Below are 14,072 nucleotides of genomic sequence, written 5' to 3' on the forward strand. Positions count from 1 at the left end.
AAGGAGCTCCCGTGGCAGACCGCACACCCCCGCTGAGTGTCGAGGAACTGCACACCCTCGTCGCGAGCGGTGAGATCGACACTGTCGTCCTGGCCTTCCCCGACATGCAAGGGCGGTTGCAGGGCAAGCGGTTCGCCGCCCGTTTCTTCCTCGACGAGGTCCTGCGCCACGGCACCGAGGGCTGCAACTACCTCCTCGCCGTCGACACCGAGATGAACACCGTCGACGGCTACGCCATGTCCTCCTGGGACCGCGGCTACGGCGACTTCGCCATGCACCCCGACCTCGCCACCCTCCGCCGCGTGCCCTGGAACGCGGGCACGGCGATGCTCATCGCCGACCTCGCCTGGAACGACGGCTCCCCGGTCGTCGCCGCGCCCCGGCAGATCCTCCGCCGCCAGCTGGAGCGCCTCGCCGAACTCGGCTACACCGCACAGGTCGGTACGGAGCTGGAGTTCATCGTGTTCAAGGACACCTACGAGGCGGCCTGGGACGCGAACTACCGGGGGCTGACCCCGGTCAACCAGTACAACATCGACTATTCGGTGCTGGGGACCGGCCGGATCGAGCCCCTGCTGCGCCGGATCCGCAACGAGATGGCGGGGGCCGGGCTGACCGTCGAGTCCGCCAAGGGCGAGTGCAACCCCGGGCAGCACGAGATCGCCTTCCGCTACGACGAGGCCCTCGTCACCTGCGACCAGCACGCCGTCTACAAGACCGGCGCGAAGGAGATCGCGGCCCAGGAGGGCGTCTCCCTCACCTTCATGGCCAAGTACAACGAGCGGGAGGGCAACTCCTGCCACATCCACCTCTCGCTGACGGACGCGGACGGCCACAACGTCTTCGCCGCCCCCGACGGGCACGGCATGTCCGACGTGATGCGGCACTTCCTCGCCGGACAGCTCGCCGCCCTCCGCGAGTTCTCGCTCCTCTACGCGCCCAACATCAACAGCTACAAGCGGTTCCAGCCGGGCTCCTTCGCCCCGACCGCCGTCGCCTGGGGCCAGGACAACCGCACCTGTGCGCTGCGCGTGGTCGGCCACGGCCGCTCGCTGCGCTTCGAGAACCGGCTGCCCGGCGGCGACGTCAACCCGCACCTGGCCGTGGCCGGCCTGGTCGCCGCCGGGCTGTACGGCATCGAGCAGAAGCTGGAACTGCCCGAGGCCTGCGCCGGCAACGCCTACACGGCCGACTTCGCGCACGTACCGACCACCCTCCGCGAGGCCGCCGAGCTCTGGGAGAACAGCCCCGTCGCCAAGGCCGCCTTCGGCGACGAGGTCGTCGCGCACTACCGCAACATGGCCCGCGTCGAGCTGGAGGCCTTCGACGCCGCGGTGACCGACTGGGAGCTGCGCCGCTCCTTCGAACGCATGTGAGGCACCCCTTGTCGCAACAGCAACAGTACGAACTCGACGTCCTCAACCCGGCCACGGAGGAGGTGATCGCGACCGTCCCCGGGGCTGTGGAGGGGGACGTCGACACCGCCGTCCGCCGGGCCGCGCGGGCCCAGGAGCGGTGGGCCGCCCTCGCGCCCGGTGAACGGGCCGGGCTGCTGCGCCGGTTCGCCGTCACCGTCGACGAACACCGCGAGGAACTCGCACAGTTGGAGGTCCGGGAGGCCGGACACACCATCGGCAACGCCCGCTGGGAGGCGGGCAACGTCCGGGACCTGCTCGACTACGCGGCCGGGGGAGTGGAGCGGCTGACCGGCCGTCAGATCCCGGTTCCCGGCGGCCTCGACGTCACCCTCCTCGAACCCCTCGGGGTCGTCGGCGTCATCGCCCCCTGGAACTTCCCCATGCCCATCGCGGCCTGGGGCACCGCCCCCGCCCTCGCCGCCGGCAACGCGGTCATTCTCAAGCCCGCCGAGACGACCCCGCTCACCGCCCTCCGTCTCGCCGAACTCGCCCTGACGGCAGGCCTCCCCGAGCACCTCTTCCAGGTACTGCCCGGCCGTGGCGACATCGCCGGCGAGGCCCTGGTCCGCCATCCCGGCGTCGCCAAGATCGTGTTCACCGGCTCCACCCGCATCGGCAAGCGCATCATGGCGCTCTGCGCCGACCAGGTGAAGCGCGTGACCCTCGAACTCGGCGGCAAGAGCCCCAACCTCGTCTTCGCCGACGCCGACATCGAAGCCGCGGCAGCCGCCGCCCCGATGTCCTTCCTGGACAACTCCGGCCAGGACTGCTGCGCCCGCACCCGCATCCTCGTCCAACGGACCGTCTACGACCGCTTCCTGGAGCTCCTGGCCCCCGCGATCGAGTCCGTCACCGTCGGCGACCCGGCCGACGAGAAGACGGACATGGGCCCGCTGATCTCCAAGGCCCAGCTGGAGCGGGTCCGGTCGTACGTCGACGCCGACGCGCCCGGCATCCGCGGCAAGGCCCCCGAGGGCCCCGGCTTCTGGTTCCCGCCGACCGTCCTCACCGGCGCCGACCCGCACGCGCGCGTGGCCGTCGAGGAGGTCTTCGGGCCCGTCGCCGTGGTCCTTCCCTTCGAGGACGAGGCCGACGCCGTCCGCCTCGCGAACGACACCGAGTACGGCCTCTCCGGCTCCATCTGGACCCGTGACGTCGGCCGTGCCCTGCGCGTCTCCCAGGCCGTCAAGGCCGGCAACCTGTCCGTCAACTCCCACTCCAGCGTCCGCTACTGGACCCCCTTCGGCGGCTTCAAGCAGTCGGGGATCGGCCGCGAGCTCGGCCCGGACGCGCTCACCGCCTTCACCGAAACCAAGAACGTCTTCATCAGCACGGAAGGCCCCGCACAGTGACCGCTGAGACCCCTGACATCGTCTGCCGCCGGCTCGTCGGCCGTACCGCCGTCATCACCGGAGCCGGCAGCGGCATCGGCCTCGCCACCGCGCGGCGGCTGGCCTCCGAGGGCGCGCACGTCGTCTGCGGCGACGTCGACGAGACCCGCGGCAAGGCCGCCGCCGAGGAGGTCGGCGGGCTGTTCGTGAAGGTCGACGTCACCGACGCCGAACAGGTCGAGGCCCTGTTCAAGACGGCCTTCGACACCTACGGCAGCGTCGACATCGCCTTCAACAACGCCGGTATCTCGCCGCCCGACGACGACTCCATCCTGGAGACGGGACTCGAAGCCTGGAAGCGCGTCCAGGAGGTCAACCTCACCTCCGTCTACCTGTGCTGCAAGGCCGCCATCCCCTACATGCGGCAGCAGGGCAAGGGCTCCATCATCAACACGGCGTCCTTCGTGGCCCGGATGGGCGCCGCCACCTCGCAGATCTCCTACACCGCATCCAAGGGCGGGGTGCTGGCCATGTCCCGTGAACTGGGCGTGCAGTTCGCCCGGGAGGGCATCCGGGTCAACGCGCTCTGCCCCGGACCGGTCAACACCCCCCTGCTCCAGGAGCTGTTCGCCAAGGACCCCGAGCGGGCCGCCCGCCGCCTGGTGCACATCCCGCTCGGCCGGTTCGCCGAGGCCGAGGAGATCGCCGCCGCCGTCGCCTTCCTGGCCAGCGACGACTCCTCCTTCGTCAACGCCAGCGACTTCCTCGTGGACGGCGGGATCTCTGGGGCGTACGTCACGCCCCTCTAGGAGTCCGTGTACGGACCCCTGCCCCCGCCCTACAGTGCGGGAGTGAGCATGACGCCGCCGCCCGGCTGGTACGCCGACCCCGAGGCCCCGCACCTGGAGTGCTGGTGGGACGGACGGGCCTGGACCGAGCACCGGCGCACCCCGACCGGCCTGCCCGCGCCGCCGACCCCGGCGGCGCGGGCGCCCGGGCGGGCCAAGGCGGTCGCGCTGATATCCGCCGCGGCCGTGCTGGCGACGGCGATAGTCTCCGGCGCGACCGTGCTCCGCACCGACGAGGCGAACGGCGGAGCCGACACCACGGTCCGCGCCGCCCCCAGCGCGGCGGCGCCCCCGTCCCTCGTCGTCGACCAGCTCAACGGGATCACCCTGCCGGTACCGGCCGGCTGGACCGGCTCCTCGTACCTCGCCCAGGACGACGTCGTGATGACCACCGACGGCACCTACGCCTGCCCGGCCGACACCGGCCGGTGCCGCCACGGCCAGGTCATCAGCCGTACGGCGGGCAGCGCCGACGGGGCCTCCCCGCGCACCGTCGCCGAACGGGACGTACCCGACGCGGCCGAGGCGGCCTACGGCCACGATCCCGGCGGCCGGCGGCCCTTCGGCGGCATCCGCTCCCACCAGGTCGTCAAGGCCGGGCGGGTCGCGGTGGCGGGCCGCGACGGCTACCTGGTGCGCTGGCGGGTCCGGACGGCCGACGGACCGGGCGGCTACGTCCAGTCCCTCGCCTTCCCGTCCGACACGGGCGTCCCGGCCCCGGTCGTCGTCCGGTTCGTCTTCGACGCGGGCCCGGACGGGCCGCCGCTGTCCGACATGGACGCCATCACGAACGGCATCCGCCCGGCGGACAGGCCCTAGACGCCTACAGGAACGTGTGACCCTCGCCCCGGTACGTCGGTACGGTCGCCGTCACCCGGTCCCCCTCGACCAGCTGCAGCTCGGCGAACCGCTCGCACAGCTCGCCCGCCTTGGCGTGCCGGAACCACACCTTGTCGCCGATCAGCAGGTCGTCCGCGGCGGCGCCGAGCAGCGGCGTCTGCACCTCGCCGGGGCCCTCCTGGGCGTCGTACGACAGCCCCTCCGGCAGGTACGGCACCGGCAGCCGGTCCGGGCCCGCGGCACCCGAGGCCGGGTAGCCGCCGCCGAGGACCGTGACGACCCCGACACCGGGCCGCCGGACCACCGGCATGGCGAACAGGGCGGACGGACGGCCGGTGAACGACGTGTAGTTGTCGAAGAGACGCGGCACGTACAGACCCGACCCGGCGGCTATCTCGGTGACCGCGTCCTCCGCCGCCGTGGTCTGCACACTGCCCGTGCCGCCGCCGTTGACGAACTCCAGGTCCGGCGCCACCGCCCGGACCGCCCGCACCACCGCGCCGCGCCGCTCGGCCAGCTCACGACGGGCGGTGGCCTGCATCAGCCGCACCGCGCGGGAGCGCAGCGGCCGGCCGGCGACGTCGTCCCCGACGCCGGCGATGTGCCCCTCGTACCCCATGATCCCGACCAGCCTGAAGCCCGGCCGCCCGGCCACGGTCCGGGCGAGGTCGGCGAGCTGGGCGGGGGAGTACAGCGGCGAGCGCCGGGCCCCGACCCGCACCCGGCCCCCGAACAGCTTCAGCGAGGTGTCCAACTCCAGGCAGACCCGGACCACTTCGCTCCCGCCGTCCCGGGCGGCGTCGATCAGGTCGAGGTGCGCCGGGTCGTCGATCATCACGGTCACGGCGGCGGCCAGCTTCGGATCGGCGGCCAGCTCGGCGAACGCGCTCCGGTCGGCGGACGGATACGCCAGCAGGATGTCGTCGAACCCCGACCGCGCGAGCCACAGCGACTCCGCGAGCGTGAACGACATGATCCCCGCGAAGCCCTCCTTCGCGAGCACCCGTTCCAGCAGGTGGCGGCAGCGCACGGACTTGCTCGCGACCCGGATCGGCTTACCGCCGGCCCGGCGCACGAGATCGTCCGCGTTGGCGTCGAAGGCCTCAAGGTCCACGATCGCGAGAGGGGCGTCCAGATGGGCGGTGGCCCGGTCGTAACGGGCCCGGTCGGCGGCGCGCGCAGTCATGAACGAAGCCTGCCAGACACGATTACCGCAGGGTAGGGGGACGATCCGGGCAGATGCCGCGGGCCCGCGGACTGGTTGCCGTTCGCGCTCGCACAACCCGTAGAGTGACGCGCACGTACGGCGGAACGAGCCGGCCGCCTGACCCGCGCCGGGATGCGGATCCGCGCGTGCGGGTATGCGTGCCCGGAGGCGGACGCCTTCGCGCCGGGAGCACGACGGCCCGTACGAGGAGTTGGCCCGGGCACGAGGAAACGGGGGGCGCATGAGCGGCGAAGCGCGGCACGCCCCGATCCCCCGACGCTCCTCGCCCGACCCTGCCCCGGCGGAGCCCGCCGGGGAGCCTGCGCCAACGGCCGACGGAGCCCGACCGGGCAGCGGCGGGACCGGCCGCGGCGAGGTCCCGGGCACCGCCGACGCGTCCCGCCGGGCGGACCGGCCCGGGTTCTTCGACCGGCCGAGCCGGGTGAACCGGTCGCAGCGCGCGGACGTATCCACTGGTGGGGCCGGGACCACCGGGCAGGACCAGCTGCCGGGACGGCCCGGCGGGCAGCAGAGTCGTGATGACCGGACGAGTCGGGGCGGTGCGGTGGGGCAGGTCGAACAGAGTGCGGGGGACCGGGCTGTCGGCCGCTCGACGTCCGCCGAACGCATCATTCGGCCCCGCCACCCCAACCTCCGGCCCCCACAGGACCAGCCGCCCCAGGACGCCTCCACCGCGTCCCCGCCGCCACCACCGGCCTCGGCCCGCTTCCCGGACACACCCCCGGCGCCTTCCGGCCGGGAGTCCGGTCGGGCGATGCCGCCGATGCCGTCGGCGTTTTTCGGCGGGGAGATCGGTGGAGAGACCGGGGAGGAGACCGGCCGAGGGGGGCCGTCGGCGTCCTCGGACCGGGGGTCCGGCCGTGCCGTGCCGCCCGTGTCCCCCGGGCGGGAGACCGGGCGGGGCGCGCCGTTCCGGCTGTCGTACGGCTCGGGCCCGTCGCCGCGGCGCGCGGATTCCGGGTCGGAACCGACCGCCTCGCCGCGCCCCCTCCGCACGGCCGCGGAGCCGGAGCCGTCGTCGGACGAGCGGCACGGCGCCGCAGGGCCGTCGGCCGCGCGCCCGGGCACGCCGTCCGCGCCGTCGGGCGAGACGACCGGGGGTACCTCCGGTGCGGCCGGACGCGGACGGCTCGAACCGCCGCGCGGCGACTACCCGACCTCCCCCATCGGCGCGCAGGGCTCGGGCAGCGCGTGGAGCCCGCACATGCGGACGTTCCCCGTCCCGACCGCCCCGCCACGCCCCACGACACCCCCGAAGGCCGCCCCGCCGCCGCCCCGGCCGGCCCAGCCTCCGTCCACCGACACACCACCGCGCCCGACGGACGCTCCGGCGGCCGGCAGACCCTTGCGTCCCGCGGATCCTCCGACGGCGGGTGCCGCACCGCGTCCGGCGGGGCCCGCGGCGGCCGGTGCTCCCTCGCGTCCCGCGGGGCCCGCCGCGCCCGGCGGTTCGCCGCGTCCGACGAGCGGTCCGGGGGCCGGCACACCCTTGCGTCCGGCCGGGTCCGCGGCGGCCGGCGTGCCCTCGCGTCCGACGAGCGTCCCGGCGGCCGGTGCTCCGCCGCGTCCGACGGTGCCTCCGGCAGCCGGTGCCCCGGTGGGCGCGGTGCCGCCTCGGCCGGGTGGCCCGGCGGCCTCCGGTCCGCCGCGTCCGGTGGGGCTCCCGGACAGCGCTGACCAGACGCGTCCCGCCGCTTCGTCGGCGACCGGTACGGCGTTCCCGGCCGTCGACGGTCCCGCGCGCCCGGCGGCGGGAGCGCCACCGCGGCCTGCGGCCGCTCCGGCCACCGCCCCGGCTCCGGCTCGTCCGGACTCCGCCACCGTGCCGCATCCCGCCCACGCCCCCGCGCCGCCTTCCTACCGCGACACCGCACCGCCGTCCCACCTGCTCGGCCCCGCCCCGGACCCCTCGATGTCCTGGAGCGCCTCCGCGGGAACTCCCGGCCGGGAGCGGCCCGTTGTGACCTTCGGTGAGCCCGAGGGGTACGACGAGCGGGGGCGGGGGCTGTCGTTGGCCGGTCGCGTGGCGCCTCGTACCGTCGCTGCCGCCGCCTGCATGGTCCTCGGCCTCGGCCTCATCGGCGGCGCGGTGACCGGCGGCTGGATCGTCGACGACGGCGGTGACGCGAGCGCGGCGACCAGCTTCAGCTCCGCCTCCGGCCTCTGGCACAACGTGCCCGTCGACGAGCTGTTCCCGCGCACCGTGCAGGGCACCGGCGCCGGCCCGGGCGGAGCCGACCGCACCTGGACCCGGATCGCCGTCGCCCCGGCCGGCGGCTGCTCCGGCGCCTTCGACCCGCTGCTGCGCAAGGCCCTCGCGCCCGTCGGCTGCCAGCGCCTGATCCGCGCCACCTACACCGACGCCACCCAGAGCTACGTGACGACCGTCGGTCTGCTGTTCACGAAGGCCGACTCGGCCGGCATGGCCGCCCTGGCCAAGCGGTTCACGGACGAGCGCCTGGACCGCCGTACCGACCTGCTGCCCCTCCCGTACGCCGAGAAGAACACCGCGGCCGAGCGGTTCGGCCCGCACCAGCGCGGCTCCTGGACGATCTCCGTGCTCACCGACGCCCCGGTCGTCGCCTACGCCGTCTCGGGCTGGGCCGACGGCCGTACCGTCGACACCCCGCAGCCCGCCGCCGACGCCGAGGCGTCCGGTGCCACCACGGCGGCGGCCCAGGCCGGCCTCGGCAACGAGGCGGAGGGTCTGGCCGACCGCATCGAACGGCGACTGCGCCAGAACATCGCAGGACCGGCAACGGAGAAGCCCTCATGAAGCGCCGCGCAACCGGGGCCGCGGTGAGCCTGCTGCTGGCCGGCTCGCTCGCCCTGCTGCCCTCCACGACCGCGTACGCGGACAGCATCCGCGCCCAGCAGTGGGGGCTGTCCGCCCTGCACCTCGACGAGGCCTGGCAGACCACCAAGGGCAAGGGCATCACCGTCGCCGTCCTGGACACCGGCGTCGAGGCCGACCACCCGGACCTCACGGGCAACGTCCTGGCCGCCAAGGACATGATCGGTTTCGGCGCCGGGCCGGGCGACCGCGACTGGGCCCGCCACGGCACCGCCATGGCCGGCATCATCGCCGGTCACGGCCACGGGGTCGGCAACGGCGACGGCGTGATGGGGGTCGCCCCGGAGGCCAAGATCCTGCCCGTCCGGGTCATCCTCGAAGACGGTGACAGCGCCCGTGCCAAGGCCCGCTCCACCCGGGGCAACGCCCTCGCCGAGGGCATCCGCTGGGCCGCCGACCACGGCGCCGACGTCATCAACCTCTCCCTCGGGGACGACTCCGACTCCGCGCACCCCGAGCCCAGCGAGGACGAGGCCATCCAGTACGCCCTGAAGAAGGACGTCGTGGTCGTCGCCTCGGCGGGCAACGGCGGCGACAAGGGCGACCACATCTCCTACCCGGCGGCCTACCCGGGCGTCATCGCCGCCACCGCGGTGGACAAGTTCGGCACCCGCGCCGGCTTCTCCACCCGCCGCTGGTACGCCACGATCAGCGCGCCCGGCGTCGACATCGTCATCGCCGACCCGGACCACAAGTACTACGAGGGCTGGGGGACGAGTGCCGCCTCGGCCTTCGTCTCCGGCGCCGTGGCCCTGATCAAGGCCGCCCACCCCGGGCTCACCCCGGCCCAGATCAAGAAGCTCCTGGAGGACACCGCCGGCGACGCCCCGGCCGGCGGCCGCGACGACTCCCGGGGCTTCGGCATGATCGACCCGGCGGCCGCCATCAAGGCCGCGGCCCGCCTGAAGACGCAGAACCTGACGTCGGCCTCGTACAGCAAGAAGTACTTCGGCTCCGGCCCGGACCCGGAGGAGAAGACGACCAGCGCGACGGACTGGGCGGCACCGCTGGCGGGCGGTTCGGGCGGCGTGCTGCTGGTCGCGGCGGTGGTCCTGTGGCGAGGCCGCAGACGGTCCTTCGAAACACCCTGAGGGAAACGCGCCCCCGAAGGGGCGCTGGGGGCACCCCCGGCCGAAGGCTGGGGGAGGAACTGCGCGGCAAGCCCCCACGCAGCCGCAGTCGTCTCCGAACCCGTCGTCCCTGCCCTTACTACGAAGCCGAAGCCGAGGCAGACGAAACTACGAAGCCGAAGCCGAAGCAGACGAATCGGCTTCGGTGAAGGAGCCCACCGCCGCTTTCGCAGCCGCCTCCACCAGCGAGATCCCCTTCGCCTGGCTCACGGTCCCCTTGGACAGCACGGCCACCAGATAGTCGGTCCCGCCCACCGTCACCCGCCCGATGCTGTTGACGTCCCACAACCCGGTCGTGCTCCGCGCCAGCCACCCGTTCTTCAGCGCGTACTCCGCACCGTCGGCGGCGGCCGAGACCCCCCACCTCTGGTCCGACTCGACCGTCTTCATCAGCCCCTGCAGGTACGCCTGCGAGGCCTCGCTCAGCTTCGAGTCGTCGCCGAACACCTGCTGGAGCAGGGTGAGTTGATCGGCGGCGGTGGTCTGCGTGAGCCCCCACAGCGCCCCGTCGCCACCCTCGGTCGACGTCAGCCCGAACCGCTTGTTCGCGGCGTCCAGGCCCGTCGCCTTCCCGATGACGTCCCACAGCTGGGACGCCGACGTGTTGTCGCTGTTCTCGATCATCTTCGTGGCGTACGCCTTCTCCGTCGCCGTCAGATGCCGGCCGGCGTCCTGCGCCTGCAGCAGCAGCGTCGCCAGGATGTCGACCTTGACGATGCTCGCGGTGTCGAAGGCCGAGTCGCCGTAGGTCGCACTGCCGCCGGAGTCCAGGTCGAGGACGGCTGCCGAGACCTTCGCCCCGGACGGCACGGTCACCTTCCCCAGCGCCGTACCCAGCAGCGCGTCCCGGTCCACGGCCGGCTCCGTCACGGGTTCCACCGATGCCTCCCCACTCGCCGAGGCCGAGGCCGAGGAGGACGGCGTCGGCGACGCCGCCGAGGATACGGCGTTGTCGCGCGCGTGCGCCTTCACGTACACGGTTCCCGCCGCGGTGGCCCCGACGACGGCGACCGTGGCGAGGGAGACGTAGAGAAGGGCCCGGCGCCGGGGCCGGGCGCGACGGCGGGCCCGACGGGATCCTGAGGTGGCTCTGGGGGACTCCATGCCCGCGATGCTCGGGGCGGGGACTGTGCGAGCCGTTTGTTGGAAGTTAGAAGTAGGTCAGGGAAATCTGAGATTCCCGTGAAAGTCGTGTCGAGCCGGTTTCGGGGGCCGCACAACCGCAGCAGCATCCCACCGATAGGGTCGGGGACCGTGGCGAACAAGAACATTCCCGACTCCGGCTACTCCGACGACGACGGCTCCGCCGACCCCCGGCTGGCCGCCGCGCTGTCCGCCTGGGCCGCGGACCGAAGCGCCGTCGGACCGGTCCTGGAGGCGCTGCAGGGCGCCCGGCTCCTGGTCCCGGTGGTCGCCGTCCTCGGCGAGGTCGAGGAGGACGAGAACGGCTTGCGCCGCGAGAAGACCAGTGACATGGCCGTCCCCACCCTGAAGGCGGGCCGCCGCACCGCCCTGCCGGCCTTCACCTCCACCGAGTCGCTGGCCCGCTGGGACCCGGCGGCCCGGCCCGTCGCCGTACCCCTGCACCAGGCGCTCCAGGCCGCCGCGCACGAGAAGGCCGACACGGTGGTCCTCGACCTGTCGGGGCCGGTGCCGTTCGAGCTGACCGGCTCGGCGCTGCTGGCCCTCGCCGAGGGGCGTACGCCCACCGACCCGCTCGCCGACCCGGCCGTGGTCGGGGCCGTCCGGGCCGCGGTGGCCGCCGAGCCCGCCGTGCTCCGCGCCCACCTCGGGCCCGGAGCGGCCGACGGGACGCTGGCGCTGGTCCTCGACCCGGCCGCCGCGCCGCCCGCCGAGGCCGCCCGGGCCGTCGCCGAGCGGCTCGCCGCCGACGAGACACTGCGGGCCCGCCTGGTGCGCGGCCTCGACCTGGCACTGCTGCCGGCCGGGACCACGCCTCCGGGCGAGCCCTTGTACGTCAGGGACTGAGCGGCGGTCAGCCGTAGACCGGGCCGGTGTACTTCTCGCCGGGGCCCTGGCCGGGCTCGTCGGGGACGATCGAGGCCTCGCGGAAGGCCAGCTGGAGCGACTTCAGGCCGTCCCGCAGCGGAGCCGCGTGGAAGGAGCTGATCTCGGTCGCGGACGCGTCGAGCAGCCCGGCGAGGGCGGTGACCAGCTTGCGGGCCTCGTCCAGGTCCTTGTACTTGTCCCCCTCCTCGGTCAGCCCGAGCTTCACGGCCGCGGCACTCATCAGGTTGACGGCGACCGTCACGATCACCTCGACCGCGGGGACCTCCGCGATGTCGCGGGTCATCTCGTCGAAGTCGGGCTGCCCGGCGTCACCGGGGCCGGGAAGGGGCGTCTCACTCATGCCCCACACGATAGGCGCAGGGGTGCGGAGGCTCTCACTTAGCCCCAGGTCGTCTCAATTAGCCCCGCCCCGGCTTTGCTGCTAGCCTGGTGTGACGACCGGCCGGACAGGTATGCCGCATAGGTAGCTGAACCGGCCCACAAGTGGAGGCTTCGAACTCCCACCCGACCACCCTCTGGGCGGCGGGTCACCGGTCAGACGGTCGCTTCGCCGCAACGGCGACGGCGTTCCGTCCGATTGTGCGCCCCGCGATCCCCGCGGCGGTGTTCCGGTAGTTCGAGGAGCCCCGCCTGTGATCGTCCGGGGCATTTTTTCTGCTTCGGTGCGGTTAGGTCTCACGAAAACAGACGTTGCGCGGCGGTCCGCCAGACCGCCGTGTGGTGCTACCGAGGAGGATCCATCAGCACCGAGCCCCGCATCAACGACCGGATTCGCGTTCCCGAGGTGCGACTTGTCGGTCCCAGCGGCGAGCAGGTCGGGATTGTTCCGCTTGCCAAGGCGCTGGAGCTTGCGCAGGAGTACGACCTGGACCTGGTCGAGGTCGCGGCGAACGCCCGTCCGCCCGTGTGCAAGCTCATGGACTACGGGAAGTTCAAGTACGAGTCGGCCATGAAGGCCCGTGAGGCGCGCAAGAACCAGGCGCACACGGTCATCAAGGAAATGAAGCTCCGGCCGAAGATCGACCCGCACGACTATGACACCAAGAAGGGTCACGTCGTCCGGTTCCTCAAGCAGGGCGACAAGGTCAAGATCACGATCATGTTCCGTGGTCGCGAGCAGTCCCGGCCCGAGCTGGGCTACCGACTGCTGCAGCGGCTCGCGGAGGACGTCCAGGACCTCGGCTTCGTGGAGTCGAACCCTAAGCAGGACGGCCGGAACATGATCATGGTTCTCGGTCCGCACAAGAAGAAGACCGAGGCGATGGCCGAGGCCCGTCAGGCGCAGGAGGCCCGCAAGGCGGATGCGAAGGCCAACCCCGGCCGCTCGCAGAACGCTGCCGAGGTCGACGCGGCCGAGGCGCCTGCCGAGGAGCCCGCCGAGGCGTGATCCCGGGGTCAACGCCCCAGGTCAGCACCAGGGGCGCGAGTCCCAGGATGTAACCGATACAAGAGCGACGTTCCATCGTGCCCGGTTTCACGACCGGGCACCGGAGCGCCACCGACGAGGAGATAACGGCGCTATGCCGAAGAACAAGACGCACAGCGGTGCCAGCAAGCGCTTCAAGGTCACCGGCTCCGGCAAGGTCCTGCGTGAGCGCGCCGGCAAGCGCCACCTGCTCGAGCACAAGTCGTCCCGTGTGACGCGTCGCCTCACCGGCAACGCCGAGATGGCCCCGGGTGACACCGCGAAGATCAAGAAGCTTCTCGGCAAGTGACACGCGGGCGCCGGCCGGCGCCCTGAGTCAGCAGCACCGGGACCCAGTCGTTTCCGGGCCGCGTGAGTCCAACCGCGGCCCCGCTACAAGGAGTTAACAAGTGGCACGCGTCAAGCGGGCAGTCAACGCCCACAAGAAGCGCCGGGCGATCCTCGAGGCGGCCTCCGGCTACCGCGGTCAGCGTTCGCGCCTGTACCGCAAGGCCAAGGAGCAGGTCACCCACTCGCTGGTCTACAACTACAACGACCGCAAGAAGCGCAAGGGCGACTTCCGTCAGCTGTGGATCCAGCGCATCAACGCCGCTGCCCGCGCCAACGGCATCACCTACAACCGCTTCATCCAGGGTCTGAAGGCCGCGAACGTCGAGGTCGACCGCAAGATCCTGGCCGAGCTGGCGGTCAACGACGCGAGCGCGTTCGCCGCGCTCGTCGAGGTGGCCCAGAAGGCGCTGCCGTCGGATGTCAACGCCCCCAAGGCGGCGTGACGCTGCGCTGGCTTCGGCCGACGTGACGTGAGGACCCGCAGGCTTCAGGGCTTGCGGGTCCTGCTGTTGCTGCCGCGCCCTGCCGTGTTTCGGCCGCGGGCCGGTGGGGGCTGCTCGCGCAGTTCCCCGCGCCCCTAGAAGACATAGCTGCGGGCAAGTGAAACTGTTGCCCCGGCCCAGGGCTCGGCACCGC

The 14,072-nt window shown here is 73.0% G+C and carries 13 protein-coding genes; 10 read left to right on the forward strand and 3 right to left on the reverse strand.

The window, feature by feature from the left end; genetic code table 11:
* Nucleotides 1-11: 11 nt before the first annotated feature.
* From ABT137_RS07805 to ABT137_RS07820, 4 genes are read left to right on the forward strand one after another with little or no spacing between them, the layout of a single operon-like run.
* Nucleotides 12-1,376, forward strand: a complete 1,365-nt coding sequence (locus ABT137_RS07805) for a glutamine synthetase family protein (RefSeq protein ID WP_351704144.1) — start codon at nucleotides 12-14, stop codon at nucleotides 1,374-1,376.
* Nucleotides 1,377-1,384: 8 nt separating this feature from the next.
* On the forward strand, nucleotides 1,385-2,770 hold the full coding sequence (locus ABT137_RS07810; RefSeq protein WP_351704147.1) for an aldehyde dehydrogenase family protein: 1,386 nt from the start codon (nucleotides 1,385-1,387) through the stop codon (nucleotides 2,768-2,770).
* The gene (locus ABT137_RS07815; RefSeq protein ID WP_351704150.1) at nucleotides 2,767-3,558 is read left to right on the forward strand and encodes a 3-oxoacyl-ACP reductase; all 792 of its coding nucleotides are present in this window, start codon (nucleotides 2,767-2,769) and stop codon (nucleotides 3,556-3,558) included. The genes ABT137_RS07810 and ABT137_RS07815 overlap by 4 nt, the downstream gene beginning before the upstream one ends.
* A gap of 48 nt (nucleotides 3,559-3,606) precedes the next feature.
* Complete coding sequence (locus ABT137_RS07820; protein ID WP_351704726.1) at nucleotides 3,607-4,416, forward strand: DUF2510 domain-containing protein; 810 nt, start codon at nucleotides 3,607-3,609, stop codon at nucleotides 4,414-4,416.
* Nucleotides 4,417-4,420: 4 nt separating this feature from the next.
* On the opposite strand, the gene ABT137_RS07825 is transcribed toward ABT137_RS07820, so the two are convergent.
* Nucleotides 4,421-5,623 (reverse strand): amino acid deaminase/aldolase, encoded by a 1,203-nt coding sequence (locus ABT137_RS07825; RefSeq protein ID WP_351704153.1) that lies wholly within the window; start codon nucleotides 5,621-5,623, stop codon nucleotides 4,421-4,423.
* Between the two features lie 1,864 nt (nucleotides 5,624-7,487).
* On the opposite strand from ABT137_RS07825, the gene ABT137_RS07830 reads away from it, so the two are divergent.
* Nucleotides 7,488-8,441: a hypothetical protein gene (locus ABT137_RS07830; RefSeq protein ID WP_351704156.1), complete on the forward strand. Its 954-nt coding sequence runs from the start codon at nucleotides 7,488-7,490 to the stop codon at nucleotides 8,439-8,441.
* Nucleotides 8,438-9,610, forward strand: coding sequence for a type VII secretion-associated serine protease mycosin (gene mycP / locus ABT137_RS07835; RefSeq protein WP_351704159.1), 1,173 nt, complete (start codon nucleotides 8,438-8,440; stop codon nucleotides 9,608-9,610). The genes ABT137_RS07830 and mycP overlap by 4 nt, the downstream gene beginning before the upstream one ends.
* Before the next feature lie 147 nt (nucleotides 9,611-9,757).
* Here mycP and ABT137_RS07840 read toward each other — a convergent pair whose 3' ends face one another.
* Nucleotides 9,758-10,753, reverse strand: a complete 996-nt coding sequence (locus tag ABT137_RS07840) for a serine hydrolase (RefSeq protein ID WP_351704162.1) — start codon at nucleotides 10,751-10,753, stop codon at nucleotides 9,758-9,760.
* Between the two features lie 150 nt (nucleotides 10,754-10,903).
* Between ABT137_RS07840 and ABT137_RS07845 the strand changes: the two genes are divergently transcribed.
* On the forward strand, nucleotides 10,904-11,638 hold the full coding sequence (locus ABT137_RS07845) for an SseB family protein (RefSeq protein ID WP_351704165.1): 735 nt from the start codon (nucleotides 10,904-10,906) through the stop codon (nucleotides 11,636-11,638).
* Between the two features lie 7 nt (nucleotides 11,639-11,645).
* On the opposite strand, the gene ABT137_RS07850 is transcribed toward ABT137_RS07845, so the two are convergent.
* Entirely contained in the window at nucleotides 11,646-12,020 is a 375-nt protein-coding gene (locus ABT137_RS07850) for a DUF1844 domain-containing protein (RefSeq protein ID WP_217550395.1), read from the reverse strand.
* Nucleotides 12,021-12,395: 375 nt separating this feature from the next.
* On the opposite strand from ABT137_RS07850, the gene infC reads away from it, so the two are divergent.
* The 3 genes from infC to rplT all read left to right on the forward strand — a co-directional run bounded on the left by infC (nucleotide 12,396) and on the right by rplT (nucleotide 13,879).
* Nucleotides 12,396-13,067, forward strand: coding sequence for a translation initiation factor IF-3 (infC, locus tag ABT137_RS07855; protein WP_351704168.1), 672 nt, complete (start codon nucleotides 12,396-12,398; stop codon nucleotides 13,065-13,067).
* Nucleotides 13,068-13,200: 133 nt separating this feature from the next.
* Complete coding sequence (gene rpmI, locus ABT137_RS07860) at nucleotides 13,201-13,395, forward strand: 50S ribosomal protein L35 (RefSeq protein ID WP_046726698.1); 195 nt, start codon at nucleotides 13,201-13,203, stop codon at nucleotides 13,393-13,395.
* A gap of 100 nt (nucleotides 13,396-13,495) precedes the next feature.
* The gene (rplT, locus tag ABT137_RS07865) at nucleotides 13,496-13,879 is read left to right on the forward strand and encodes a 50S ribosomal protein L20 (protein ID WP_351704171.1); all 384 of its coding nucleotides are present in this window, start codon (nucleotides 13,496-13,498) and stop codon (nucleotides 13,877-13,879) included.
* The last annotated feature ends 193 nt before the right edge of the window (nucleotides 13,880-14,072 follow it).

The organism is Streptomyces sp. NPDC001980, from assembly GCF_040296885.1.
Classification (GTDB): domain Bacteria; phylum Actinomycetota; class Actinomycetes; order Streptomycetales; family Streptomycetaceae; genus Streptomyces.

Excerpts from the sequence above, each read along its gene's own strand:
- ABT137_RS07820 (WP_351704726.1), top strand. The coding sequence starts at position 3,607 with ATGACGCCGCCGCCCGGCTGGTACGCCGACCCCGAGGCCCCGCACCTG.
- ABT137_RS07825 (WP_351704153.1), bottom strand. The coding sequence starts at position 5,623 with ATGACTGCGCGCGCCGCCGACCGGGCCCGTTACGACCGGGCCACCGCC.
- mycP (WP_351704159.1), top strand. The coding sequence starts at position 8,438 with ATGAAGCGCCGCGCAACCGGGGCCGCGGTGAGCCTGCTGCTGGCCGGC.
- ABT137_RS07840 (WP_351704162.1), bottom strand. The coding sequence starts at position 10,753 with ATGGAGTCCCCCAGAGCCACCTCAGGATCCCGTCGGGCCCGCCGTCGC.
- ABT137_RS07850 (WP_217550395.1), bottom strand. The coding sequence starts at position 12,020 with ATGAGTGAGACGCCCCTTCCCGGCCCCGGTGACGCCGGGCAGCCCGAC.
- rpmI (WP_046726698.1), top strand. The coding sequence starts at position 13,201 with ATGCCGAAGAACAAGACGCACAGCGGTGCCAGCAAGCGCTTCAAGGTC.